This window comes from Marinilabilia salmonicolor (assembly GCF_003003035.1).
Lineage (GTDB): Bacteria > Bacteroidota > Bacteroidia > Bacteroidales > Marinilabiliaceae > Marinilabilia > Marinilabilia salmonicolor_A.
The window spans coordinates 160,424-186,367 of sequence record NZ_PVTS01000002.1; the positions used below are offsets into that span (position 1 = coordinate 160,424).

20 protein-coding genes are annotated in these 25,944 nt (G+C 44.1%); 9 read left to right on the forward strand and 11 right to left on the reverse strand.

Annotated elements, in window-relative coordinates:
• Positions 1-487 precede the first annotated feature (487 nt).
• Positions 488-2,134: an ArnT family glycosyltransferase gene (locus BY457_RS02315; RefSeq protein WP_106151718.1), complete on the forward strand. Its 1,647-nt coding sequence runs from the start codon at positions 488-490 to the stop codon at positions 2,132-2,134.
• 236 nt (positions 2,135-2,370) lie between these two features.
• On the forward strand, positions 2,371-2,991 hold the full coding sequence (locus BY457_RS02320; protein ID WP_114437425.1) for an FMN-binding protein: 621 nt from the start codon (positions 2,371-2,373) through the stop codon (positions 2,989-2,991).
• A gap of 140 nt (positions 2,992-3,131) precedes the next feature.
• Here BY457_RS02320 and BY457_RS02325 read toward each other — a convergent pair whose 3' ends face one another.
• On the reverse strand, positions 3,132-4,802 hold the full coding sequence (locus tag BY457_RS02325) for a formate--tetrahydrofolate ligase (protein WP_106151720.1): 1,671 nt from the start codon (positions 4,800-4,802) through the stop codon (positions 3,132-3,134).
• Positions 4,803-4,867: 65 nt separating this feature from the next.
• Positions 4,868-8,155 carry a sensor histidine kinase gene (locus BY457_RS02330; RefSeq protein ID WP_258176527.1) on the reverse strand — a complete coding sequence of 1,096 codons (3,288 nt, stop codon included), beginning with the start codon at positions 8,153-8,155 and terminating at the stop codon, positions 4,868-4,870.
• A gap of 411 nt (positions 8,156-8,566) precedes the next feature.
• On the opposite strand from BY457_RS02330, the gene BY457_RS02335 reads away from it, so the two are divergent.
• On the forward strand, positions 8,567-10,594 hold the full coding sequence (locus BY457_RS02335) for a thioredoxin domain-containing protein (RefSeq protein WP_106151918.1): 2,028 nt from the start codon (positions 8,567-8,569) through the stop codon (positions 10,592-10,594).
• Positions 10,595-10,607: 13 nt separating this feature from the next.
• On the opposite strand, the gene BY457_RS02340 is transcribed toward BY457_RS02335, so the two are convergent.
• Together BY457_RS02340 and typA are read right to left on the reverse strand one after the other, a co-directional pair.
• Positions 10,608-10,820: a YgaP family membrane protein gene (locus tag BY457_RS02340; RefSeq protein WP_106151722.1), complete on the reverse strand. Its 213-nt coding sequence runs from the start codon at positions 10,818-10,820 to the stop codon at positions 10,608-10,610.
• 290 nt (positions 10,821-11,110) lie between these two features.
• On the reverse strand, positions 11,111-12,913 hold the full coding sequence (typA, locus tag BY457_RS02345; RefSeq protein WP_106151723.1) for a translational GTPase TypA: 1,803 nt from the start codon (positions 12,911-12,913) through the stop codon (positions 11,111-11,113).
• A gap of 618 nt (positions 12,914-13,531) precedes the next feature.
• On the opposite strand from typA, the gene BY457_RS02350 reads away from it, so the two are divergent.
• The 6 genes from BY457_RS02350 (at position 13,532) to BY457_RS02375 (ending at position 17,932) form a co-directional block, all read left to right on the forward strand.
• A complete protein-coding gene (locus tag BY457_RS02350; protein WP_106151724.1) occupies positions 13,532-13,771 on the forward strand; it encodes a hypothetical protein in 240 nt (79 codons plus the stop codon).
• Between the two features lie 12 nt (positions 13,772-13,783).
• Positions 13,784-14,122 (forward strand): PadR family transcriptional regulator, encoded by a 339-nt coding sequence (locus BY457_RS02355; protein WP_106151725.1) that lies wholly within the window; start codon positions 13,784-13,786, stop codon positions 14,120-14,122.
• Positions 14,119-15,081 (forward strand): PspC domain-containing protein, encoded by a 963-nt coding sequence (locus BY457_RS02360; protein ID WP_106151726.1) that lies wholly within the window; start codon positions 14,119-14,121, stop codon positions 15,079-15,081. Before BY457_RS02355 ends, BY457_RS02360 begins: the two co-directional genes overlap by 4 nt.
• Before the next feature lie 114 nt (positions 15,082-15,195).
• Positions 15,196-16,614 carry a PspC domain-containing protein gene (locus tag BY457_RS02365; protein ID WP_106151727.1) on the forward strand — a complete coding sequence of 473 codons (1,419 nt, stop codon included), beginning with the start codon at positions 15,196-15,198 and terminating at the stop codon, positions 16,612-16,614.
• Between the two features lie 243 nt (positions 16,615-16,857).
• The gene (locus BY457_RS02370) at positions 16,858-17,337 is read left to right on the forward strand and encodes a DUF4252 domain-containing protein (RefSeq protein ID WP_106151728.1); all 480 of its coding nucleotides are present in this window, start codon (positions 16,858-16,860) and stop codon (positions 17,335-17,337) included.
• Between the two features lie 61 nt (positions 17,338-17,398).
• Entirely contained in the window at positions 17,399-17,932 is a 534-nt protein-coding gene (locus BY457_RS02375; RefSeq protein ID WP_106151729.1) for a hypothetical protein, read from the forward strand.
• A 195-nt stretch (positions 17,933-18,127) separates the two neighbouring features.
• Here the strand turns inward: BY457_RS02375 and BY457_RS02380 are convergent, their stop codons facing one another.
• The 7 genes from BY457_RS02380 to BY457_RS02410 all read right to left on the reverse strand — a co-directional run bounded on the left by BY457_RS02380 (position 18,128) and on the right by BY457_RS02410 (position 25,825).
• Positions 18,128-19,360: a PP2C family protein-serine/threonine phosphatase gene (locus tag BY457_RS02380; RefSeq protein WP_106151730.1), complete on the reverse strand. Its 1,233-nt coding sequence runs from the start codon at positions 19,358-19,360 to the stop codon at positions 18,128-18,130.
• Positions 19,361-19,524: 164 nt separating this feature from the next.
• Positions 19,525-20,094 carry an elongation factor P gene (gene efp / locus BY457_RS02385; RefSeq protein ID WP_106151731.1) on the reverse strand — a complete coding sequence of 190 codons (570 nt, stop codon included), beginning with the start codon at positions 20,092-20,094 and terminating at the stop codon, positions 19,525-19,527.
• Between the two features lie 125 nt (positions 20,095-20,219).
• On the reverse strand, positions 20,220-21,035 hold the full coding sequence (locus BY457_RS02390) for a DUF3108 domain-containing protein (protein ID WP_106151919.1): 816 nt from the start codon (positions 21,033-21,035) through the stop codon (positions 20,220-20,222).
• Between the two features lie 87 nt (positions 21,036-21,122).
• Positions 21,123-22,343, reverse strand: coding sequence for an ABC transporter permease (locus BY457_RS02395; RefSeq protein WP_106151732.1), 1,221 nt, complete (start codon positions 22,341-22,343; stop codon positions 21,123-21,125).
• Positions 22,344-22,485: 142 nt separating this feature from the next.
• Positions 22,486-23,199 carry an ABC transporter ATP-binding protein gene (locus BY457_RS02400; protein WP_106151920.1) on the reverse strand — a complete coding sequence of 238 codons (714 nt, stop codon included), beginning with the start codon at positions 23,197-23,199 and terminating at the stop codon, positions 22,486-22,488.
• Between the two features lie 41 nt (positions 23,200-23,240).
• Positions 23,241-24,455, reverse strand: coding sequence for an efflux RND transporter periplasmic adaptor subunit (locus tag BY457_RS02405; RefSeq protein ID WP_106151733.1), 1,215 nt, complete (start codon positions 24,453-24,455; stop codon positions 23,241-23,243).
• 14 nt (positions 24,456-24,469) lie between these two features.
• Positions 24,470-25,825, reverse strand: coding sequence for a TolC family protein (locus BY457_RS02410; RefSeq protein ID WP_106151734.1), 1,356 nt, complete (start codon positions 25,823-25,825; stop codon positions 24,470-24,472).
• Positions 25,826-25,944 lie beyond the last annotated feature (119 nt).

The window sequence follows — 25,944 nt, forward strand, 5'->3', positions numbered from 1 at the left end:
TTTATGATTCTTGTTATATGAAAGTACCCTACAGGCAGAAGTTGGAGAGGCAGAAGGCAGAAGAAAAGTATTCAACTTTACAGTCATTCCTTAGCTTTTTGAGGAAATTTTGACTGATAAAAAAGATCTAAATTAAGGATTAATTAACTATAACAGAGTGTTTTGACAATTGAGTTAGATAAAATATTTACGTAAAACCTATAATTCTGATAACCTGTTAGATAACACAATCCCCCGCAACGTCAACAAACACCTGAATATCAGTATGTTTCAGGACATTAACGGGCTATTGACAAAAGAATATGTTAAAAAAATTTTTGCGAGGGCGAAGCTGTTTCATTTTTTCTAAAATTTTAATTAACTTCCTATCAGGTAATTACAAAATTTTAAACGAATGAAACGAGCATGGCAACGATTGCCACAAGAGGATATGTATAAGTTCTTAAATGCGAGTTCCATCAGACCTTAATTAATAAATTTTATACGAATGAAAAAGATTTTCACCGCAAGATTAGAGCAAGGAAAATATTTATGGTTCATTATCCTTATATCTGCTATAGCACTTTTAGTCAATCTGAACGGATGGGGGGTAACCGAAACCAGTGAAGCCCGCTATGCAGAAATTGCTTATGAAATGTATCAAAGCGGTGATTATCTTCATCCCCGTCTGTTAGAGATTCAGCATTACCATAAACCTCCTGTTACTTATTGGATAACTGCACTTTCTTATCATATTTTCGGGCCGAATGCTTTTGGAGCACGCTTCTTTCTGCAAATAATGATACTAATACAGATATGGTTAGTTTTTCGTTTGTCGGTATTGTTTACAAAGGACAAAACAATCGCTATCACGGCCGCACTCATTTACATCAGTTTCCCGGCAGTACTTATTTCTGCACGGGCCCTTACCACAGATGCATTTCTCAACACTTTTGTATTGCTTTCGGTTTTCTTCTGGGCCAAGCGACGTATCACCCAACAACCCCATTGGCTTTATCTTACATATTTGTCTCTTGGACTCGGCTTCATGACCAAAGGGCCGGTTGTCTTTATTATTCCGGCTGTTACCCTACCATTGATCAATCATCTTTTCCCGTTAAAACAAAAAAAGCAGTTTTTTCATCATATTTCCGGATTGATGGTATTTTTATTTAGCGGGATTTCCTGGTATCTTTTTTTGGTTTGGCAAAATCCGGAATTTATTGACTATTTCGTCATAGACCACACCATCAATCGATTTGCCACTAATCAATTCAATCGGGGCGAACCTTTCTGGTTTTATCTCGCTTTTGTACCAGCCATGTCCTTCCCATGGTTTATACTATCGATATACCATTCAGCCAAAAATTTTAAAAGCCCATTCAGCTACAGCAAATTACTATGGCTGTGGATCGCCATTCCTTTGTTTTTTTTCTCGCTTTCCACTTCTAAATTAATTCTGTATGTACTTCCCGTTTTTCCTGCAATTGCCATCATTGCAGCCAACACCTGGGGGGTTATATCTGAGAAAAACAGAAAACGATGGAGTAAGGCTCTTGCCTTCTACCACATTCTAATTATTGTCACATTGTTATCGGCAGGATATATAACTTCTGAAGACATCAGCTTTTCTGTCGGCATGTACGTGATAATTGGCCTGATGGGTTTATTAATATCTTTTCAGACCATAAAAATCAACAGGACCCAATTTACGGTTCCTGTCGCAAGCGCATTTACGCTGTTACTTGTTGTTTTCAGCACCTATTTCATGCAAGCCAATCCACGCATAGCCAATGACCAGAGAAATGTAGCCATCGAAGCAAAAACAAAACTAACTGAAGACGGGCATATCATGGTTTATGACAGACGATTGCCATCAGTGGCCTTCCATGCCCATCAGCCCGTAATATCAATATTTAATGGGGACAGAGGACTGAATCGGGAAACAAGATTTGAAAAAACGGACAAATGGAAACATTCCCTGATAGATTTTGGTGATGAACGATTAGAAAATCCTGCTTTCTTTAAAGGCAGTGTTCTAATTGCCAGGCTAAGTGATGCCCGCAAAACGGACTTCCAAAAACTGAAAAATTTCTTCACGGAAAAAGAAACTCTGGACGGATGGGTAATTCTTTACAATTCCAAAGCACAATAGATCGTCAGACTTATAGACATAAGTTTCAAGGCAAACCATATAGCACTTATGACCAGAACATTGAAGCGAACACATGTCCAACTGAAAGAAGATAATTTACTATCTCTTATAAGAGTTTACCGGAATATTGAAAGAAGATGTTTTATAACTTTGGAATAAGGGATTTCTTATATTTAATTGTCATTACGCTGACATTCCTTGTCTGATTAATCCATAAATTAATCCAGCTAAATAAGATGATACACTCACTCTCAGAAAAAGAACCGATGCAAACAGAACTCAGGTATATTTTCAACATCTTCTGTATTTCTTTAGCAATATTGATAATAACAGGCTGCCAGCAACAGCAAAAAAGCGATCTTGACATCATTAAAGCATTCAAGCCTGAAGACAAGTACTTCAAGTCTTCTTTAATGAGTCTCCACTTCATCATCGAAACTTCCCCCATAGACAGAGTGGACTCTTCCTTTCAACAGATTATTGATGCATACCAGCTCCCCATTTCTGCCAAAGGAGTTCCGGATGGCACCTACAGCGCAGCGACTCCTGCTGATGCCTTTGACTACCAACATGTCGTTACCATTTCTGTAAAAAACGAAAGAATCACTTCAGTTGACTACAATGAAATAAAACAATCCGGCAAAGGCAAGCAGGAAGATCCCGCTTACTGCAAAGAGATGCAACCCGCCGGAACCACTCCGGCCATTGCTTACCCGATAATGGAACAGCAACTGCTGGAAAAGCAGAATATAATGGATGTGGATGCAGTGTCGGGAGCTACCTATTCGCTTTACCGAATGCGGTATGCATTAACCATGGCATTAATGAAGGCAAGAATTGAGAACAACAAGAAGTAGGCCAGCACTGGCGGGGCACCAGTTTGGCAGCAGTTAGGTTGCCCTATCAGCTAAGAGCTATGAGCCAACAGCTATCACCTCACCTCATGCAATCTCTGCTCACTGCACTTTCCTCTCTGCTCCATGCACAATGCTCTTTCCTAAAAAAGTCCTGAGATTACGCCATCATCATCAATGTCAATATTCTCAGCAGCAGGAGTTCCCGGCAGTCCCGGCATACGCATAATGTTACCGGTAATGGGAACGATAAAACCGGCCCCTGCGGCAATCTCAATTTCACGAACGGTAACCACAAAATTCTCGGGTCTTCCGAGCAGTTTGGGATTATCGGAGAGCGACTTCTGGGTCTTGGCAATACATACCGCTTTGTTGCCCAGCCCCAGTTCTTCAACCACCTTGAGATCTTTTTTGGCCTGAGCTGTATAATCAATGGCTTTGGCTCCGTAAATTTCTTTGGCAATGGTTTCTATTTTCTTCTCTACTGACCAGTTCCAGTCGTAGAGCGGTGTCATTTCAGAAGTGCAGCTTTCAGCTGCCTCTGCCACCAGGTGAGCCAATTCCTCGGCACCCTCACCTCCTTTGGCCCACACATCGGCCACAGCCACCTTCACGCCAAGCTCTTTGCATTTTTCTTTTACTACAGCGATCTCCTCGTCGGTATCGGAGACAAAACGATTGATCGCCACCACCGGACACACATTGAATTTTCGCATATTTTCCACATGCTTCTCCAGGTTTTCTATTCCCTGCTTCACCGCCTCCACATTGGGATTGTTCAGATCGGGCACAGGAACTTCTCCATGATATTTCAACGCCCTCACGGTTGCCACCAATACCGCGGCCTGAGGCTTCAGGTCTGCCGACACACACTTGATGTCCAGAAATTTCTCTGCACCAAGATCAAAACCAAATCCGGCTTCGGTAACCACATAATCGGACAGGGAAAGGCCCATTTTGGTTGCCAGCACAGAATTGGTTCCCTGAGCAATATTGGCAAAGGGACCTCCATGGATAATGGCCGGATTGCTCTCCAGTGTCTGAACCAGATTAGGTTTAATGGCCTCCTTCAAAAGAGCGGCCATAGCACCCTGCGCATTCAGATCACGGGCAAAAACCGGTTTCTTATCAAAGGTATATCCCACAAAAATATTTCCGATTCGCTCTTTCAGGTCGTGAAAATCCTCGGCCAGGCAAAGAATGGCCATTATTTCAGAAGCAGCGGTAATGTTAAATCCTGTTTCACGAGGTATTCCGGAGGTGGTTCCGCCCAGCCCGACAATAATATTCCGCAGGGAGCGGTCGTTCATATCCATCACACGCTTCCAGTGAACGGTACGTGGATCAATATTCAATGAGCGACCATTGTTCTGGATATTGTTATCGATCAAAGCAGCCAACAGGTTATTGGCTTTTTCGATGGCTGCAAAATCCCCTGTAAAGTGTAGATTGATGTCCTCCATGGGAATGACCTGGGAGTAGCCTCCGCCGGTGGCGCCGCCTTTAATCCCAAAGACAGGCCCCAAACTGGGTTCCCGAAGCACGACGGTGGTTTGTTTGCCAATTCGGTTAAGTCCTTCGCTAAGTCCGATGGAGATGGTGGTTTTACCCTCCCCGGCAGGTGTGGGAGATATGGCCGAAACCAATACGAGTTTACCCTCCCGGGCTTTTTCAGAATCAATCAAATCAAGCGGCAGCTTCGCCTTGTATTTACCGTAGAGTTCCAGTTTATCAAACGGAATCTGTAAATTTTCTGCAATTTCCGCAATGGGTTTGATGCCCGCTTTCCGGGCGATTTCTATATCACTTGCCATATCCGTAAAAGTTTAAATTGAAAGGGATATGAAGATATATAGAATAATTGAAGTGTCAAAATCGATCAATCAGCCAAAGGGATTGTAAATTCAAAAACACTTCCTTTCCCTACCCGGCTCTGCACAGTTATCTTACCGCCCTGTTTTTCCACAAACTCTTTGCAAAGCAAGAGCCCAAGACCGCTACCCTGCTCGTTTTCGGTTCCTGCATGCGAAGTATGCCCGGCAACGTCCCAAAGTTTCAGAAGATTCTTCTCATCAATTCCAACTCCGGTATCGGCAACCGTAACAACTGCCTCATTATGCTTGCGGACAACCGAAAGCATAACATTTCCCCTCTGTTCAGTAAACTTAATAGCGTTGGAGAGCAGATTTCTGATTACCGTAGTCAGCATAAACCGATCGGCTTTCACCAATACTGTTTCTAAGGTGTTACAGGATATTTCAATATTCTTCCGGTCTGCCTGATCCTTCATTAACTCCATTACATTCAAACACACCTCCCGGGAATCCACTTCTTCAGTCCGGGCATTAAGTTTGCCTGACTGAGAATTGGCCCACATCAGCAGATCCTCCAACAGGCTATATGTTTGCTCCCCGGCTCTCAGAATTTGTTTTAATTGATTTTCCACCTCACTTCTCTCAAAAGAATCCAGATCACTCAGCAGCAATTCGGAAAACCCGATAATCGTGTTGAAAGGATTCCTCAAATCATGAGCAATAATGGAAAGAAACTTATCTTTAGTAGCATTGGTCTGTTTAAGTTCATTTCTTTGACGGATAAGTTCCCTGGCCTGCATCTCAATTTGCTCCTGCCGCTCTGTTAGCTTAACATTGATCTCCAGCAACTGTTGCTTTTGATCTTCCAGCACTTCATTTTTTTGCCTGATTTCCTCAGTTCGTTTTTCCACCAGCCGGTTCAGCTTTTTTATCCGCTGCAGCCTTGACCGGTAAAACAGGGCAAAAATCAACAACACAAAAAGAACCACCAGACTCCGAAACCAGAAAGTTTGCCAAAAGGGAGGAAGAATAACAATTTCAAGTTTACGCTGTTCTTTGCCCCAGGCTCCGTCTATCTTGCATTTAATCTTGAAAACATACCTGCCGGGATTCAAATTGGTATAAGTTGCTTTCCGGTTCTTACCCACAAAATACCACTCCTTATCGAAATTCTCCAGTTTATAGGCATATTCAATATCCGTAGTGAAATTGTAGTTCAGGGCTGCATACCTCATCGAGAACATGGAATAGCGCCAGGGAATTTCTATATAACTTGTTTCAGTAATGGATTTTTTCAACAGCGAGTCCATCTCACCTATCTTCACGGACTTGTTAAAGATCTCAAAATCGACGATTTCAATAGATGGGGCTTTGATAGCAATATCAACACTATCGGGATGAAACCTGTTAAACCCGTTAATCCCTCCAAAGTACAGATAGCCATCTTTATCCTCGAAAGATGCACCCCGGCTAAACTCTATATCCTGCAATCCATGCGCAGTAGTAAAGCGCCTGAAGTATCCCGACTCAGGGTTAAAGACCATTAATCCGTTGTTGGAACTAATCCACAGATTATTGTGAATATCCTCTTCTATGCCCAACACCCGCAGCTCAGAAAGACTGTCATCCATAGCATAATAGTGAAACTGCAAGGCTTCAGGATTAAGCTTGTGCAATCCTTTATTGGTCCCAAACCACAAACCACCCTTTTCATCCTTTAAGGAAGATAAGATATTGCCGTTTCTGAGCCCCCTGCGGTTGTCCTCAATGCCCAGAAACTGCCTGAAAGTATGATTACGTCGCATCATATTGATTCCTCCACCATCTGTGCCAAGCCAAAGCAGACCGTTATCCCCTTCCAGAATATTTACCACATGATTATTGCTAATGCTCAACAGGTTGCCCGGCTCATTGGTGTAATTTGTAAAGGTCCCCGTTTCATAATCAAACAAATTGAGGCCACCACCAAAGGTTCCCACCCAGAGATTTCCCTTTGAATCCTGATAGGCCATGGAGACATTGTTGGAGTTTATAGCCCCTTCATTGTCAGGATTTCGCTGGTATCGTGTAAACTTGCCTGTATCAAAATCATATCGGTTCAGCCCTCCTCCCCAGGTACCAATCCACATATTTTTTGCGGAATCAGTAGAAACACCCATCACATAATCAGCTCCCAGGGTTGTATCATTCCCTCTCTGAAACTGATGATGCCTGAAGCGGGACTGATTCGACTCCAGAATATTTACGCCTCCTCCATCGGTCCCAATCCAGAGATTGCCTGAATGATCCTGCGCAAAACTGGTAATACTGTTGTGATTCAACTGTTCCCGTCCACTCTTTTTACGAAAATGCTCAAAGGTGTTATAGCTTTTGAAATAGGCATTCACCCCCCCGGTATAAGTACCAATCCAGATATTTCCCTCAGCATCTTTATACAGTGAATAAATAGAATTATTATTGAGGCTTTCTTTGTCGAAATCATCGTTTACAAGATTCGTAAACTTTCCGGTGGACGGATTTAAAATGCTGAGCCCTCCGTTCTCTGTTCCAAACCAGAGGTTTCCTTCGTCATCCTCCACAATAGCTCTAACCACATTACTGCTCAATGAATTTGGATTGAAAGGATCGTGCGAATAGTTCTCAAAACGGTTTTCCTCCGGATAATAGCAGCTAACACCAACTCCCCTTAGAGAAATCCAGATTCTACCTTTTGAATCTTCGTAGATATCATAGAAGCTATCACCGGTAACAACTCCCTCCTTATCTTCCCTGACAATGAGATGGTGGAAAACCCCTGTTTCCGGATCATAGCGGTCAATTCCTGTCTCAGACCAGAAACCGACCCATAGGTTTCCGCTGGAGTCTTTAAGCAAGGTTCGGATACTGTTAGCTCCCAACGACCGGTCGTTTTCCGGATCATGAACAAGATGCGTCATGCGGGTACGCGCCTTGTTGATGACATACATACCATTGCCAAAAGTCCCAATCCATAAATTTTCCTGATCATCCTCTGTAATGGCAGAAACATTTGAATTGGGTAGTTCCACATTTGTTTCAGGAGTTCTGTTGAAATTTTCAAAACTGTCGGTTTCAGGATTATACCGATCCAGACCTCCTCCCTCATGTCCTATCCAGATATACCCTCTTTTGTCTTCGTACAGCGCACTTATCTGACTGCTTATTAATGTGTTTTCTTCGCCCGGAATGTATTCATAAAGCCGGTAGTCGTAACCATCGAAACGATTCAGTCCGGCTCTTGTACCAAACCACATAAAGCCTTTTGAATCCTGCAGGATGACCACCACATTATTCTGAACCAGTCCATCTTTAGAGGTGAAATGTCTGAATTTCATATTCGGACTTTGAGCTCCTGAGTGCAGCAGACAGAAGGATAGAAGTATCAAAAACAAACTCCTGAGCATAAGTTTTCTCATTTTCTTCATCCCGTTGAGACAACGGGCTTAATGCAAGTACCCAATAAAACAAAAATGCATAACTCCATTCATCTCTGTTAAAAAACAATCTGTTTTGTAAAAAAAACAAAACAAGCCATTTCCCAATACGAAACAATTCCAATAAAGTTGCTTTTTGTACTGCAGAAAGGAGCATTACAGGGGAAATTACAAAAATCAGGGTATGATTTTCTCACAAACAAGCTCCATCAAAGCTTAACGAATATATCCTATGGTGATAAAGCTCCGCTTTTACAAAACAAAAGACAAGCCCATCCTGTTTTCTATATTAATGCCTTAATAAAAAATACTATGAACAATACCCAACATACCAACCACCTCATCCACTCCACATCCCCCTATTTGCTGCAGCATGCGCACAATCCGGTGGACTGGCACCCATGGAACGATGAAACTCTAACAAAAGCCAGAGAGCAGGACAAACTTATGCTGGTAAGCATTGGTTACTCTGCATGCCACTGGTGCCATGTCATGGCGCATGAGTGTTTTGAAGATGAAGAGACAGCCCGAATAATGAACGAACACTTCATCTGCATTAAGGTGGACAGGGAAGAACGCCCTGATGTGGATCACTTTTTCATTACAGCAGTTCAATTAATGGGTGCTCAGGGGGGATGGCCCCTCAATGTGGTGACATTGCCCGACGGACAACCATTCTGGGGTGGAACCTATTTCCCCAAAGACCAATGGAAAGAGATATTATTCAAGATCAATAACTTATTTCAGTCCGACCGCGAAAAACTAACGCATCATGCTCATCGGTTGACCACAGGAATTCAACAGTCATCCCTGATCTCACCTGAACAGACGGAAGCTCCCGACCTTTCGGAAGTCATCAATGAAGCAATTGAACGCTGGTCGGCACAGTGGGACCTGAAACTTGGCGGCTCACAAGGCAAACCCAAATTCCCCATGCCTGTAAATCTGGAGTTTCTGCTTCATCTCCATTTTCATCATCCTCAAAAGATCTTTTCGGATTTTCTCAACACCACACTTCAGCAAATGGCCCGGGGCGGCATTTATGATCAGGCAGGCGGAGGTTTTGCCCGGTACTCGGTAGATGAGTTCTGGAAAGTCCCACATTTCGAGAAGATGCTTTACGACAACGCTCAGCTCATCGAACTTTACAGTCATGCTTACGCTCATTTTGGAATGGAGGAATATCGGGACGTGGTAAAAGAAACCATCGCTTTTGCGGAAAATGAGCTGATGCATCCTTCCGGAGCTTTTTATTCAGCTCTTGATGCCGACAGTGAAGGAGAAGAAGGAAAATTTTATGTTTGGACAGAAGAAGAGCTCGTAGATATCATTGGCAGGGATTTCCCTCTGTTTGCTGATTACTTCAACGTAAATGCAACCGGCTTGTGGGAAAACGGAAATTACATTCTGCTGCGAACCGCCTCTGATGAAGAATTTGCTCAAAAGCACAAGATGACCCTTGAAGAGGTGAAAAAAAAGGTATCTGCGTGGAAAAAAGACCTGGTCAATCACCGCAAAAACCGGATACGACCGGGGCTTGATGACAAGACCATCACCTCATGGAATGCCCTGATGACCAAAGGTCTGGCGGAAGCCTACAAGGCGTTCGGCGACAGTCATTTTCGACAACTGGCGCTCAAAAACGGCGAATTCATCAGTCGCTCTCTGATTTCAGAAAACGGCAACCTATTCCGCACCTGGAAAGACGGCCGGGCATCAGTCACGGGATTTATGGAAGATTATGCCTCAGTAATCTCCGCTTTTATCGGATTGTATGAGATAACCGGTGATGAAAAATGGATTGACCAATCAATCAGACTGGCTGATTATGCCGAAAAAGCCTTTTATGATGAAGTAACCGGTCAATTTCATTATATGGAAAAAAACCAGACGGAATTACCTGCCAATCATTTTGACACACAAGACAATGTGATACCATCAGCAAACGCGATGATGGGGCATGCTCTTTTCAAACTGGCGGCATTGACCCGCAATCAACATCATCGGGAAACCGCGGAAAACATGTTGAAGCAGATGCTGCTGCAATTCAAAGATTATCCATGGGGTTTTGCGCATTGGGGCAGTCTGATGCTGATGGTTCACAAATCCTCGTTTGAAGTGGTAGTAGCAGGTTCCGAGGCCGGGCAGGCACTGCAACAACTACAAAAGCAATACCGCCCGAACGTCATATGGGCTCCTCTAAAACCGGAAAGTCCGGGAAAGTTGAGCATTACAGAAAACCGCAAATCAAATGACGAAATCACCATTTACGTTTGCGCTCAGGGAGCTTGTCAGTTGCCGGTACACTCTGTGGAGGAGGCGCAACACCTCCTTGACTGAAAGAACCTGATTATTAATTGTCAGGTTTGTTTTTGCAGGTGTTCACACCAAACAAGGTATATGCCCCGCAAAACCGGAATAAGGAAGTAACCAATAATACAATTGCCACAATTAAAAATATGGTTGCCAAAGTACCTGAAACAACCTCTGCCAGGTAAAGTCCTGCAAGAATGGCGGCAATTACAATTCTAATCAGCCGGTCAGTGTTTCCAACATTTGTTTTCATGGTTTTAGTATTTAGAACATTTACTGACAAATAAACAAACCAACCGGTTATTAGTTTTCACAACAAAAAACCCACCTGCTGTTAATCGCAAATGGGTTTTTCTATCTTATTGATAAAGACGTTAACCAGCGTCTGTCCATAAACTAAGTAAATTCTGTTTTCAGAGCTGTTTCTGGTCAGAAAGTGCCAATTGCCAGGCTTGCGAAGCCGCCAAAAACGGAGTTTACTAATCGTAAATGAGTATTTTGGCGGCAAGCGTAACGACGCAAGTGGTACTTTATGGACAGAAACTAACTATTCTTGGCCAGTCTCTTCCGCTCATGCTCCTGCAACAGAATTTTTCTCAAACGAATGCTCTTGGGCGTTACTTCCACATACTCATCTCCCTGAATGTATTCAAGTGCCTCTTCAAGACTGAAAATGATCGGGGGAACCAGCTTGGCTTTCTCATCAGAGCCTGAGGTCCGCATATTGGTCAGTTTTTTCTCTTTGGTGACATTTACAGTCATGTCTCCATCGCGACTGTTTTCTCCAATTACCTGGCCCAGGTAAACCTCTTCCATGGGATGAACAAAAAACTTACCCCTGTCCTGCAACTTATCCAGTGCATAAGCGATGGCTTTACCGGACTCCATGGCAATCAAAGATCCGTTCTGGCGCTTGGTGATTTCACCTTTCCAGGGCTGAAACTCCACAAAACGGTGCGCCATAATGGCTTCTCCTGCTGTGGCGGTCAACATATTGTTACGCAACCCTATAATTCCGCGCGACGGGATATTAAATTCCAGCACCACACGTTCACCTTTGCGCTCCATCGACAGCAACTCACCTTTGCGCTGGGTCACCATCTCAATGGCCCGTCCGCTATACTCATCCGGCAGGTCAATGGTGAGCTCTTCAACAGGCTCATGCTTCTCACCGCCAATTTCCTTAATAATTACACGAGGCTGCCCCACCTGCAACTCATATCCTTCGCGTCGCATGGTTTCAATCAACACCGACAAATGCAACACTCCGCGTCCGTAAACATTCCAGGCATCAGCAGAGTTGGTTTCTTCCACCCGAAGCGCAAGATTTCGCTCCAGCTCTTTATCCAGACGATCCTTAATGTGTCGGGAGGTAACAAATTTTCCGTCTTTTCCGAAAAATGGCGAGTTGTTAATGGTAAACAACATACTCATCGTAGGCTCATCGATGGCGATGGGATCCAATGGCTCCGGATTTTCCGGGTCACAAATGCTGTCTCCGATGTCAAATTGCTCAAGACCGATAATTGCGCCCAGTTCTCCATTGACCAAAACATCTGTCTTGGCACGCCCAAGCCCGTCAAAAATATTAAGTTCTTTAATCCGGGTCTTGCTTACCTTGCCATCGCGACTGACCACAGCCACTTCCTGACCGGTTTTCAAAGTTCCTCGATGCATACGCCCAATGGCAATCCGACCAACATAAGGGGAATATTCCAAAGATGTAATGAGCATTTGCGGTGTTCCTTTGCGTTCTTCCGGAACCGGGATGTATTCAATAATGGCATCCATCACGGCCGAAATATCTTCGGTCTGTTTCTTCCAGTCGGTGGACATCCATCCGTCGCGGGCAGAACCATAGACCGTCGGGAAATCCAACTGATCTTCGGTGGCATTGAGGCTAAACATCAGGTCAAAGACCATCTCCTGAACCTCTTCGGGCCGACAGTTAGGTTTGTCCACTTTGTTTATTACCACAATAGGCTTCAGTCCCAGTGCCAGAGCTTTCTGCAACACAAAACGAGTCTGAGGCATCGGCCCCTCAAAGGCATCCACCAACAACAAAACTCCATCGGCCATATTGAGCACTCGCTCCACCTCTCCTCCAAAGTCGGAGTGACCGGGGGTATCTATAATGTTAATTTTGTGATCGTTCCAAACCATTGAGGCATTTTTGGAAAGAATGGTAATGCCTCGTTCCTTTTCCAGATCATTGCTGTCCATGATAAGTTCTCCCGGACGCTGATGCTCGCTAAAAAGCTTTCCCGCTTTCAACATCTCATCCACCAGCGTGGTTTTGCCATGGTCAACGTGGGCAATGATCGCAACATTTCTGATTGACTGCATAATTTTTTCTTAAAAGAGCGTGCAAAAGTACTCTTTATTAATAACAATCAACGCTGTTACATGGTTTTAATCGTGTTAAATATGCTTAACGAATTTAAAGCTTCTCAAGGTTTAAAGTTCTGGTTTAATTAGTGTCCGTCTATAAACTAAGCAAAATTTGTTTTAGTCATGTATTTGTCATTAGAGATTGCTTCTGACATTGCCCTCGGAATGACACGTTCCTCCCTCTCCTTTCCGACACTATGCGGACGTCATTACGAGGGAACACCTCAATTAAATTTTGAGACATAATGGGAATATGACAAGCTGAAATGCTCAATATTAAAACTATAGGAAAGGTTATTCATTAAACAGGTGCGGCGGATTCTGATCCGCCGTACCTAATCTGTCATTGGTAGAGTTTACGCCGAAGCAATCTCAGCAAGTAACAAACTTCTGTGGCTAAAGAGTTCCTACCGAAAAATATTTACCCGACTATAAAAATGACAATTCAATAAAAAAAATTAGTACTTTGTATTGCATGGTACTAAATTTTATTCATATATTTGCATTACACTATTCAGGGTAATAGATAGTACCCTGAAAGCAAATTCAATATTTTGGTTAAACAAAAAGGAAATGAAGACCTTAAAAATCAGGCATCAAAGAGAAATAATACCGGTTGTTTTCATCGGCCTCATTCTCTTTGGCCTGCTTTCCGGGAAGCAGCAATGCGACCTTTTTCCCTGCGAAAGCTTTGCCACACCCAATGAAGAGCTCTTCAGACAAGATGTTAAACCATGTTCCGAACCCGATTCGGGCACCGATAAATCAAATATGAAGGCCACAGCTGCTTTTATGATTGGCTTACCGTTCTAAAAACCAAAAAGTATGAAGATAGAAAATGCGAAAGCCCAAATGCGAAAAGGAGTGCTGGAATATTGCATTCTTTCAGTTCTTTCGCGGGGCGATGCCTATGCGTCCGACATCATCCATGATATGAAGGAGGCGCGCATTATTGTAGTTGAGGGAACCCTTTATCCGCTGCTCACACGGCTGAAAAATGCAGGGCTACTCTCCTACAGATGGGAGGAATCTACCCAGGGACCTCCACGTAAGTATTACGAACTCACCGATCGTGGCAAGGAGTTTTTGCAAGACCTTGACAAGTCATGGCACGAATTGGTAGATTCAGTTCAGTTTATCCACTCCAAAAATCCGCAATCATGAAGAAAGTAATGACCATCAATATAGCAGGTCGCTCCTTCTACATCGACGAAGACGCCTATGCACGCCTGGAACAATACCTTAAAAGACTGGAGCGCTGGTCGGAAAACAAAGAGGAAGGTCGGGAGATTCTTAGCGATATAGAAGGCCGCATTCGGGAACTGCTGGAAGAAAAAATTAATCCGTCCACCGGTGTTATTACTCTGGATATTGTCGGTGAAATTATTGCAACAATGGGTGAACCTGAAGAGTTTGCCGAGGAAGACAGCAGCCACGCCAAAACCGGAACGTCCACAGACTACACCACCAGCCCGAAAGGTCCGGGTCGCCGGCGATTATACCGTGACATGGAAGACAAAGTTTTCGGCGGGGTTTGCTCAGGCATTGCAGCCTACTTCAACATCGACAGGGTGGTGGTAAGAGTTCTGTTTGCATTGCTGGCTTTCCTGAGTTTCGGCACCGCTCTGCCGGTGTACATCATATTGTGGATTGCCATCCCTCCTGCCCTTACCTCCTCTCAACGCCTTGAGATGAGGGGAGATGATGTAACCATTTCCAACATCGAAAAGAACATCCGAAATGAATACAACGATGTGAAAGAAAGATTTCAGAAATCATCCGCTTTCAAAAGGGGCGAAGATTATCTCAGCCGGTTTCAGAAACGCGACCGCAACATCTTCATCATCGCGGCAGTAATTGTCGGGGTCATTGTGCTTTCCAACCTCATCAGCATCCCTTTTCATCTGGGAATCGGGCCTGCATTTCACATGAATATGCCTTTTACCCAACTGAGCTTTCCCGGCCTCTTCCCCCTGATCCTGATTTTGCTGATCCTGGGTCTGGCATTTCGTTCTGCTATGAAAGGTTTTTTAGTCCTCATCGGGGTGGTAGTGGCGGCAGCTATTCTGTTTAAAATAATGGGATTTGTGTTTTGGCCACACGTAATGCACAGCTTTTTATAGCCGGAGAGTTTTGAGTTTTGGGCTTTGGATTCTGAGTTTTGAGTTAACTCCGGCTTCCTACTTGCCGATTCTCCAAATTTCGGATTAAAAGAAATTATAAAAACAACGTAAATTATGAAGAAAACCATACATATCAATCTGGCAGGTCACGCATTCAGCATTGATGAAGATGCCTTCGAAAAACTGGATGCTTACCTGAAGGCCGTGGAAAAAAAGCTCGGCAACAACGAAGAGGCGCAGGAAACACTGGAAGACATTAATCTTCGCATCGCAGAACTATTTCGTGGCGTTCATACAGATGCCACGTCTGCCATCACTTTAAATGATGTGGAAGAGATCATAAAAACACTGGGTGACCCGGGTGATTATGAAACCCCGGAAGACCCGGAAGAGGCAGGTCAGGAGCGCCCCTCCTTTGAACCTCCCTATAAAAAACAGCTTTTCAGGGACCCTGACAACCGGGTACTGGGGGGTGTTTGCAGCGGACTGGGCAATTACTTCGGAATTGATCCCATCATTTTCCGTCTGCTCTTTATTGCAGCAACCTTGCTCTACGGCACATCATTTCTGGCATATCTGGTATTGTGGATTGCCATTCCCAAAGCCGTTACAGTACAGCAACGCATCATGATGACCGGGGGAAACCGCAGCAGCGAATCGTGGCGCCGGCGACAAACTTACCGGCCGGCAACCACAAACTCCGGAAACGGTATTATACGGGCATTGGCAGTTGTTCTGGGTATTTTTCTGATTCTGGCATCGTTCATTTCCCTTACCGGACTCATTATTACCTTTACAATGACCGATGTATTGCTGGGTGTTTTCCCGGGCAATGAAATTTGGATTGGACAACTTGACTCCCTGTTTTTGATGCCGGATCAGCGATTTTCTGCCTTTCTGGGACTTTCTTTAACTGCCGGAATACCTCTGTTGGTATTGTTTTATCTGGGTATGTACCTGATTTTCCAATTTAAAAAAGGAGGTCCTGCATTCCTGATAACCGCCCTGGTTCTCTGGCTGGCAGGTATCGGCCTGGTCATTTATACTGCTCTTAATGTTGCCTCGGAATTCTCTCATCACGAGACACTGGAAGAAACATCTCAACTGGGCATCTCCCCTGCCGACACCCTTTACATCGATGTAAACAAGTCCTCTCTGCCCTTGGGCAAAGGCGACTTCCTGTTCAGCCACAAAGGGTTATCCGTCCGAAAGCAGAACAATCAGCTCAACCTCATCGGAACCCCTGACATTAATGTAACCAAAAACACCGATGCACTGAGCATTACCATCAGAAAAGAAGCACGGGGAAAAACACGTGAAATCGCAGAAAGAAACGCATCGGACATTGAGTTTTTCTATCTTCAGAATGACTCAGTTTTGATGCTCGACCGTTACTTCAACATCCAAAAACCATCTATCATTCGCAACCAAAAAGTAATTGTGGATATCAATCTCCCTGAAGGTAAAGAACTGAAAGTGTCAGATGACCTGAAATACATCGTGGATGTATCCAATGAAGAGAATAGTTTTTAAACTGCCTTATACATAAGACAGGTGAAATATAAACAGGCTGAAAGCCTGAGAGCAATAGCCCTGGGTTTTGAGGTATTCCTCATCCCCCCTCATTATTGGTCGCGACCAATAATGAGGGGGGGAGTAGTTACAATTTCCCTGGGGCGTTGCCCCAGGTTATTGCTTAAAGACCTTCGGCCTTAAAAAAACACAGCCTAAATCTTGTCAAAGTAGCATTATGCATTTACCTAATAGATAAAAGCCATGAAAGCAAAAACACTGTTAACGATTTTGATCATTTTGGCCTCCGGAATCACCATGACAGGTCAAAACAGTCCTTCAGAAAAACTCTATGCACAACTCGACGGTGCCGAGGGTATTACCATTCTCTCATTTTCGCAAAATGCCATAGAATTGGCCAATATTTTTGTGGATGAGGATGAAAACACGGAAGTCAACGGAGAACTGAAGAAAGTTAAAATGATGATTTGCAAAGGAACGGATGAAAAAATCCGCCGAGATGTGGTTCGTACCTTTGAAAAGCATCCCTATTCCGAAGTCGAAGACGAAGAAGGAGATCACGACAATGACGGTCGCATCTTTGTCATCAGAAACGGACGAAAAGTAAAGGAATGCCATTTGCTCAGCAACGAGGAAAAAAACCTGGTGGTTTTCTCGTTCTATGGGGATTTCAGAATTGAAGACATTGATGATCTGACAAATAAAGCCTCAGAGATGAAGTAATCAACCAATATTTTACTAACTTGGTTCTGGATAACGGGCAATGCCCTAACTGTTCAGGACCATGTTAAGTAAAGCAACTTTTCTCATTTCTACATTGTTTTGGATGATCGCCGGTCAACCTTCTTCCGGTCAGGTTAAAGATTTAACCGATGCCGACATCCGACATTTTATGCGCACACTTCCGCGAATGATTCCTCAGCTCAGGGAGACAGAAATAACCATCAACGAGGCTTATTACATCTGGCCCCGGGATGCTTCATTGGATGCCAGAGGTGCAATTCTGCTCGAAGATTATGGCTACGATGCTTTGCGTCTGGAAGCACTCGAAACTTTCTGCAAAACCTGGTTCTGCCTCCATTACGACTCGCTGCTCACGCAGCGGCAGCAGATACTAATGTCGAACGAAGAGCAGCTCACGGAGAACCCCTACATCTCCGACGACCAAAAACGCATCAACATCCGCATTCTCAACAAAGAACTGGGCCAAAACAAAGAAAAATTACAGGAAAGTGTGGGAGAATCAAACCTGCAGATAGTAAAAACATATTGCCCGGAAATCCGGGATATGTGGGAAAAAGTAAGTGAGGAAGAGTAACATAAATCGTTCTTTATGGACAGAGGCTACCTAGAGTCCGTCTATAAACTACGCAAAGTTTGTTTTTAGTCATGTGTCTGGTCAGAAAGTGCAGGTTGAAAGGCTTGCGAAGTCGGAAAATACGGAGTTTGCTAATTGTAAATGAGTGATTTTCGGACAAGCGTAACGCAGCAAATGGTGCTTTATGAACAACCACTACTTAAACTCCATTCCTATAAGTGAAATATCATCAAAAACAGCACCCGACTCAATATATCTGCTAACCAGCGCTTTTGCCTCCTCCATATTGGTCTCCATATCGTGCCCGTTGCTGATGATCTTTTCAATTTTGGTTAAGCCCGAATGCACTTCATTGTCGCGCTCCAGTTCTATCAAACCATCAGTAAAAGCCATCATTTTGGCATTTTTGGGAATGGTTATCCGTCCCACCTCTACCGATGGAATAACATCCAGCATACCCAACCCGATGCACCCTTTATCCAGAGACGAAAGATGGGATTTCTTGGAATCGAAAAGCAGCGGTGGCAAATGACCTGCGTTCACATAGGTAAATCGCCGGCTCCGAAGATTATACTTTCCTATAAACATGGTGATAAACTTCTCATTGTTGGCACTGCTGTTTACCCGCTCATTCAACTGATGCACCAGTTTTTTCAGGTTAATCCCAGATGTGAAAAGTGTGCGTATGACGGCCTGAAAATTGGACATCAACAAAGCAGCTGCAATTCCCTTTCCGGAAACATCGGCTACGCAAAACCCCACAGAAGATTTAGAAAGTGGAATAATATCGTAATAGTCACCGCCTACCCCCCAATGTGGGTGATAAAAAGAGTGAAGCGATAGTTTTTTATGCTTTGGCAATTCATCTTCCCCGGGAATAAGTTGAGTTTGAATACGTGATGCCACCTCCATCTCTTTCTTTAAAGCTTCCTGTTCAAGGATGGTCTCCTGCATTCGTTTGTTTTCTATAAAAACAATGATCAGGTTGGAGATAATCTGAATCAGTTTCAGGTGTTTAATGGTGGGACTGATGCCCTGGTGCTCCTCTTCCACATCACCAATCAACACATAACCAATGGCACGATAACGGTGAAAAAGCGGAATGACAGCATCAAAACCCTGCAAAGGCTCGGGAGGTGCCAGGGTAATGTTTTCGATGGATTTAAACTGCAGAAGGTCATGCTCCACATCAATCTTCTCCACTTCTGATGCAGAAACACCGGATATAAGCAGGTTTTTCCATTCGCCATCTGAATTGGTAAACACCAAAATCTTTCCCACCTCCAACTCTTCACGCAACAATATCTCGAACTCCCCCAGCAAGTCCTCAACCGTATGGTCCTGATTGATAGTCTGAGCAATGTCGAGTAATATATTGAGCCTGTCCTTATATAGGCGAAGTCTTTTCTTTTTTACCTGCGTAATCATGAATAAATATATATAACAACAAGCCTAAATGTACAAAATAAAATTTTTATATGCGAACATTTGTTCGTCGGATGTCAGGAGCCTTCAACAATCGAAAAAAAGAACCCGTCAGATTTCTTCCTGATAAAAGAAACCTGACGGGTTCAAAAATATTCGGTAAAAGCCTACTCCTTAACCCGTTCCACGTAAGACTGGTCGCGTGTATCTACTTTAATGTTGTCACCGGTATTTACAAACAGGGGTACCATAATAGTAGCTCCTGTATCCACTGTAGCAGGTTTCAGTGAATTGGTGGAAGAAGTATCTCCACGAACACCGGGCTCTGTATAAGTTACCTCATAATTGATAAACTGTGGAAGGTTCATCATCAAAGGCGTTTCGGTATCTGCATGGTAAACGATTTCCACTTCCAGCCCCTCTTTCAGCAAATGAGAACTGTCCACCAAATCTTCAGCAAGATTGATTTGCTCAAAAGTTTCACTGTTCATAAAGTGATATCCCAAATCGTCCTTATAAAGAAACTGATGAGGACGTCTTTCCACCCGGGCTTCGGTCACTTTAACACCCGATGAAAAAGTATTGTCGAGCACCTTTCCGGTGGATACATTTTTAAGCTTTGTACGTACAAATGCAGGCCCTTTTCCGGGCTTCACGTGCTGAAACTGAATAATGAAAAACAACTGTCCGTTGAATTCTATGCACATTCCGTTTCTAAAATCTGCGGTTGTTGCCATTTTATCTGTTCTTAAATGTGGTGTGTATTTTTTTGCCCTGCAAAAATAGTGTAAATCAATTAAAACGCCACATTATTTTAGAGTTTATGTGTTAGGGGTTCGGTCAACTCTCAACTCTGCCCCCTTCAATCCAGGTGAAAGCTGGAAAACGGATTTTCCAATCCCCGGAATTGTTCCAGATTACAGGTAAAGGCACCAACACGCAATTCAAACCGGATACGTACCGGAACCCGGTTTTGATCACGGGATATCCAAACCTCCATATCGTCTTCATTTTTAAAAGCACGCCCCACCTCCGTAACAGGAACAAACTTGTAACACTCCAATTTGCCCAAAGGGGTATCTATGGTTTCGAGGCCTTTGTAACGAATGCGTAGCGGAAACAGTTCATCCGAAAACCAGGTCATGATTTCAATCATCTCCCCTTTTCGTAAATCATCATTGAATTTATGCTTGCGGGCAAAATAAAATGCCGACAGAATGTCCTGAATGTTTTCGGGCACCCAGTGCTTTCCGGATTTCTGACTCAGCACCAGGGCGGAATCGGCATGATGATGCTCATATTCCACTTCATTGTAATAACGATAGCTTCCTTCGCGGATGCTGCGAACCGATTTCACGGGAAGATCTGTCTGAGGATGGATAAAACTCTCGTAGCGATCGCGCACTTTATAGATGGCATCGGCCAGCCCCACTGTTTTTCCGCTGGCAATTACATGATGTACACGCTCACCTTTGAAAACTGTATCTTTAACTGTAAGATTGGCTTCACCTCCCTTGATGAAACCATATTTCAGAGAATACATTAATTCTTCTCCCCCCTGATAAACAGCCGGATTGCCTGAAAAGCCACGCCCATTCGCCGGTGGATATTTGTTTATGGCACTTACACCACTCAAAGTCAGCCAGATCAGTGCAGATATAAATATAAAATTTTTCATAACAATTACGGTTTTGGCCCATAAAGCAGCCACTTACATGCCTTTTTATGGATTTGTTTCCCTAATTGTTACAATTTTGGGGCCGTTTTATTCGTAACGAAGTGCTTCAATTGGGTCAAGCCCTGCAGCCTTGCGGGCAGGATACCATCCAAAAAAAATTCCGACCACCGCACAAACAACAAAAGATATGACAATGGATTGGTTGGTTACAACCACAGGCCAATCAAGCATATTTCCCATGCCATAAGCAAGCGCCAGCCCCAGCAATACTCCAAACAATCCGCCTCCTACGCTTACGATCACAGCCTCCATCAGGAACTGGGACAATATGTCGCGTCCCCTCCCACCAACGGCCAGCCGTAAACCAATTTCACGGGTTCGCTCTGTTACCGAAACAAACATAATATTCATAATGCCAATGCCTCCCACCAAAAGTGAAATCCCGGCAATGGCTCCCAGCAGAAGGGTTAGCATTTCACTGGTGGAACTAAATGTATTGATAAGTTCCTGCTGCGACCGGACATTGAAATCATCCTCCTCATCATCAGCCAGACTATGGGATGCTCTGAGGGCCATTGTAATTTCCTTTTCTGCCTGTTCGGATACCCCCTCACTCTCTGCACTTGCATAGATAGATTGAATGTGGGTAATGGCCATAATTCTTTTCTGAATGGTGGTATAAGGGGCCAGTATTACATCATCCTGATCCTGACCAAAAGTGTTCTGTCCCTTGGCAGCCAAAACCCCAATCACTTTTAACGGGATATTCTTAAACCGGACAGTTTGTCCCACCACATCCTCAACGTCCGGAAAAAGGTTTTCCGCCACTGTCTGCCCCAACAGACAGACTTTCGCAGCACGTTTTACCTCATAGTCTGTAAACATAACGCCCTCTGCAACCTCCATCTTGCGAATCATCAGAAAATCCTCTCCCACCCCCTGAATAGTTGTAGGCCAATTGCTGCCCCCTGCGATTACCTGACCTCCGGAACTCACCATTGGTGACAAAGCCGACAACTGAGCGGCATAACGACGAATGGCAGACAAATCGTCCAGCGTCAAAGACTTCATGGAGGAAGGATCCATTCTTACACCTCCCCTCATGTCGCTTCCCGGATGTACCATTATCATGTTGGCCCCCATGGAAGAAATCTGTTCCTGAATGCTTTGTTTGGATCCTTGCCCGATGGCCAGCATCGTAATAACGGAAGTCACCCCGATGATAATGCCAAGCATCGTCAGAAACGTCCTCATTTTATTACGGGCCATTGCCTTCACGGCTATTTTAGAGAGATTAAATACAGTCATTGGATATGCGTTATGGGATTTTTCTTTTGCAGAGACGCACGACCGTGCGTCTTTTACTTTAACCCTGCGTAATTCATGTAATAAAGAGACGCACAATTGTGCGTAAAACCAGAAAACACAAATTTGATTGCATCAGTTTTATTCAATCCAGAATAGCCTGACGCCCTTGATTTGTATAATCTTTGACAATTTCTCCATCCTTCAAAACAATGGTACGATTACTATATTCGGCTATTTCATTTTCATGTGTCACAAAAACAATGGTTTTACCCTCGCTGTTAAGCTTTTGAAAAAGCCCCATGATATCCAGGGTTGTTTTACTGTCCAGATTCCCGGTCGCTTCATCTGCCAGTACCATTACAGGATCATTGACAAGGGCCCGGGCAATGGCGACCCGTTGCTGCTGACCGCCCGACAATTGATTGGGCGCATGCCCCATCCGATCAGCCAGCCCAACAGTTTCAAGTGCCTGACATGCCATTTCCCTGCGTTCACGTGGAGACACTTTTGCGTTGTACATCAACGGGAGTTCCACATTTTCCAGTGCCGAGGTACGGGCCAGCAAATTGAATGACTGAAAAACAAACCCAATCTTACGATTTCTTATTCCGGCCAGTTGATCTTTTGTTAATGTTCCCACATTTGTCCCATCAAGTAAATAATCACCCGCCGAAGGACGATCTAAAGCTCCCAGTATATTGAGTAATGTTGATTTCCCCGAGCCACTGGCCCCCATGATTGTCACAAATTCTCCTTCCAACACATCAAAAGAAACCCCCTTTAAAGCATGAATGGTTTCTATACCTACCGAAAATTCACGCTCCAGACTGGCAATTCTGATTATTTTGTTTTCCATCATCATTTCTGAACTATATCCGCTTTATCATTATTTTCCGACTATTCTTCTTTAGCTTCTTTTTTCTCATTCCCGGGAGGCCCGGGCATAAAAGGACTTCTGGCCTGTCCGGAATGAGTTTCATTGCTGATTTCGAAACCGGTAACTACAGAATCGCCAACAGTTAACCCGGATAAAACCCCGGCCATTACACCATCCTGAAGTCCTATTTTTACAGAAACCGGCCAAACTCTCCCATCCTTCATCACCCATACATTCTCAGCATTCTCCTCTTTGCCGGTAGATCTTTGCTCAAAACGTCCGGGCGCACCGGGAAGCGGAGTAATATCAGGCAGCATCTCCGGATCCGGTTCAAAACGCAATGCGGCTATCGGAACTACCGGAATATCCGTCACCTCACGTGTAACAATGGTTACACTGGCTGTGAGCCCCGGTTTTAATTTTAACCCGGGATTGGGAGCATCAATAATCACGGTGTAAGTAACAACATTACTCTCCACTGTTGGTTCCAGTCGTATTTGCGTAACCTCCCCCTTAAACTCCGTATCAGGAAAAGCATCCACTGTAAATGTGACCTGCTGCCCCATAGCTACCTGCCCGATATCTGCCTCATCCACATCGGCTTCTACCTGCATCCGGGTCAGATCTTTGGCAATCAAAAACAAGGTGGGCGTATTAAAACTGGCAGCTACCGTCTGCCCTACCTCCACACTTTTGCTCAAAACCACCCCGCTGATAGGTGAATAAATGCGTGCATAAGAAAGATTTACCTCAGCCTGTTCCACCTCTGATTTCAAAGACTCCACCGATGTTTTCGCATTTCTGTATTTGTAGAGCACCTCATCATATTCCGTCTCACTCACCATCTGTTTTTCATATAATTTTTTGGTGCGATCATAGTTCTTTTGCTGATAATCCAGTTCATTTTCGGCAGAAGCCAGACTGGCACGAGCCTGAAGCAAACGAGCCCGCAGGGTACTTTCATCAATACGGGCAATCAACTGCCCCTTCTCTACCTTTTCATTATAGTCGGTGAATATCTCTTCAATGACTCCGGACACCTGTGTTCCTACCTCTACCTGATCGATGGGTTCCACTGTTCCGGTAGCAGTAACTGTATTTATGATGCTGCCTTTCTCTATCAGGTGAATTCTGGGCTGAGCAGTTTTTGGTGACGTACCCGTACGGAAAATAAAGGCTAATGCAAGGATCAGCACCAACAGGATAACAAGAATAATGACATGTTTTAGTTTCATTGTAGTTATAGTTTTTATTGACCTGATTCTTTTTGGGCAAGCGTGATCGGTTTTCCACGGTAGAAGTCCAGCATTTTCTGATACAACAATGCTGAATACCTGGCCTGGATCAATTCGGCGCGGGCATTTAGGTATTCGTCTTTCGACTGCCTGAGATCTATGGCATTGAGCATGCCCAAATCGAATTGTTCCTGTCTTAACTCATGACTAATGCGCGCAGTCCTTTCCTGTTCAACAGCTGCGCTGTATCGCGATTGTTGGGCCATCGCATCCACATACAACTGTTCAACTGTCTGCAGCAGTTGATTTCGCACATTTCTGCTCTCCAATTCTAATTGTTGCAGATTTATCCTTGAACGGGCCACGTTGGCTTTGTTTTCATTTCGGCTAAACACCGGGATACTGATGGAAAGACCTATATTCTGAGAGAATCGGTCATTCAACTGTGTACCGAAAGAGGTAGCATAAATATCAGAATAAGAAGATGACGCCGAAGCACTCAAACTAAGGCGGGGCAAAGCTCCGGCCCTGGCATTTTCCAAATCGATTGAGGCCACTTCTTCCGACAAAGCACTATTCTCAATCTCCGGCCTATATGCCAAAACCTCTTCTGTTATCTGACCAAAAGCAGGCAACTCTTTACCAGGCTCGGGAATCTGTGCCGGCCAGGCAGGAGAAAAATCAGTATCAAAAGATAAATCCAACAGGGTTTTCAACTCTGTAATCCTCACATTCAGTTCATTCCGGGCCGTCACCAGCGAATACTTATCAGATGCATACTGGGCCTGCATTTCGGCCAGATCCTGTCTGGAAACGGCACCCGCCTCCATAAGTGCCCCGGTACGCTCAAGTGCAGCTGCAGATGTTGACTCCGCTTCTTTAAAACAAAGAAAGTTTTCACGGGCAAAAAGAATGTTCATCCAGGCCTGAGTTACAGAAAGCACTATGTCATTTTCAGCCTCTTTGGTATTTAACCTTGCCTGATCCAGCTCAATGCGTGATGATTGAATGTTATTGGAAATTCTGCCTCCCTGATATAGGGGTAATTCGGTATTAATGCCCATTTGCGCTCCGGTTGAAAACTCCCCTCCTGTATTATCGTAGGCTCTGCTATTGTTCCCGGAAAAGGACGCTGACGCATTCACCGACGGCAAACGACTACTCTTTGCCTCCATAAAAGAAGCCTCTCCGGATTTTTCCTGCAGCCGGGTCTTTTGCACAGGAATATTATTTTCAAGTGCATATTCAATACAATTCTCCAGCGTCCATAGTCTCCCGGCAACCGAATCATTGATTTGTCCGAATGTTTCCAGGCAGAGGCCCCACACTAAAATGAGGGAGAAGATACCAGCTTTTATTCCTTTGTTCATTTGTCTGACCTTTCAAAATTGATTTCGGAAACAAATTTCCAAAAGGGAAAAATATTCCTGAAATCATTTCACCCAACCCTTTAAAATCCTCAACCAACAGCCATTTCTGTCTTATTTCA

Excerpts from the sequence above, each read along its gene's own strand:
- BY457_RS02315 (WP_106151718.1), top strand. The coding sequence starts at position 488 with ATGAAAAAGATTTTCACCGCAAGATTAGAGCAAGGAAAATATTTATGG.
- BY457_RS02320 (WP_114437425.1), top strand. The coding sequence starts at position 2,371 with ATGATACACTCACTCTCAGAAAAAGAACCGATGCAAACAGAACTCAGG.
- BY457_RS02325 (WP_106151720.1), bottom strand. The coding sequence starts at position 4,802 with ATGGCAAGTGATATAGAAATCGCCCGGAAAGCGGGCATCAAACCCATT.
- BY457_RS02330 (WP_258176527.1), bottom strand. The coding sequence starts at position 8,155 with ATGAAATTCAGACATTTCACCTCTAAAGATGGACTGGTTCAGAATAAT.
- BY457_RS02335 (WP_106151918.1), top strand. The coding sequence starts at position 8,567 with ATGAACAATACCCAACATACCAACCACCTCATCCACTCCACATCCCCC.
- BY457_RS02340 (WP_106151722.1), bottom strand. The coding sequence starts at position 10,820 with ATGAAAACAAATGTTGGAAACACTGACCGGCTGATTAGAATTGTAATT.
- typA (WP_106151723.1), bottom strand. The coding sequence starts at position 12,913 with ATGCAGTCAATCAGAAATGTTGCGATCATTGCCCACGTTGACCATGGC.
- BY457_RS02350 (WP_106151724.1), top strand. The coding sequence starts at position 13,532 with ATGAAGACCTTAAAAATCAGGCATCAAAGAGAAATAATACCGGTTGTT.
- BY457_RS02355 (WP_106151725.1), top strand. The coding sequence starts at position 13,784 with ATGAAGATAGAAAATGCGAAAGCCCAAATGCGAAAAGGAGTGCTGGAA.
- BY457_RS02360 (WP_106151726.1), top strand. The coding sequence starts at position 14,119 with ATGAAGAAAGTAATGACCATCAATATAGCAGGTCGCTCCTTCTACATC.
- BY457_RS02365 (WP_106151727.1), top strand. The coding sequence starts at position 15,196 with ATGAAGAAAACCATACATATCAATCTGGCAGGTCACGCATTCAGCATT.
- BY457_RS02370 (WP_106151728.1), top strand. The coding sequence starts at position 16,858 with ATGAAAGCAAAAACACTGTTAACGATTTTGATCATTTTGGCCTCCGGA.
- BY457_RS02375 (WP_106151729.1), top strand. The coding sequence starts at position 17,399 with ATGTTAAGTAAAGCAACTTTTCTCATTTCTACATTGTTTTGGATGATC.
- BY457_RS02380 (WP_106151730.1), bottom strand. The coding sequence starts at position 19,360 with ATGATTACGCAGGTAAAAAAGAAAAGACTTCGCCTATATAAGGACAGG.
- efp (WP_106151731.1), bottom strand. The coding sequence starts at position 20,094 with ATGGCAACAACCGCAGATTTTAGAAACGGAATGTGCATAGAATTCAAC.
- BY457_RS02390 (WP_106151919.1), bottom strand. The coding sequence starts at position 21,035 with ATGAAAAATTTTATATTTATATCTGCACTGATCTGGCTGACTTTGAGT.
- BY457_RS02395 (WP_106151732.1), bottom strand. The coding sequence starts at position 22,343 with ATGACTGTATTTAATCTCTCTAAAATAGCCGTGAAGGCAATGGCCCGT.
- BY457_RS02400 (WP_106151920.1), bottom strand. The coding sequence starts at position 23,199 with ATGGAAAACAAAATAATCAGAATTGCCAGTCTGGAGCGTGAATTTTCG.
- BY457_RS02405 (WP_106151733.1), bottom strand. The coding sequence starts at position 24,455 with ATGAAACTAAAACATGTCATTATTCTTGTTATCCTGTTGGTGCTGATC.
- BY457_RS02410 (WP_106151734.1), bottom strand. The coding sequence starts at position 25,825 with ATGAACAAAGGAATAAAAGCTGGTATCTTCTCCCTCATTTTAGTGTGG.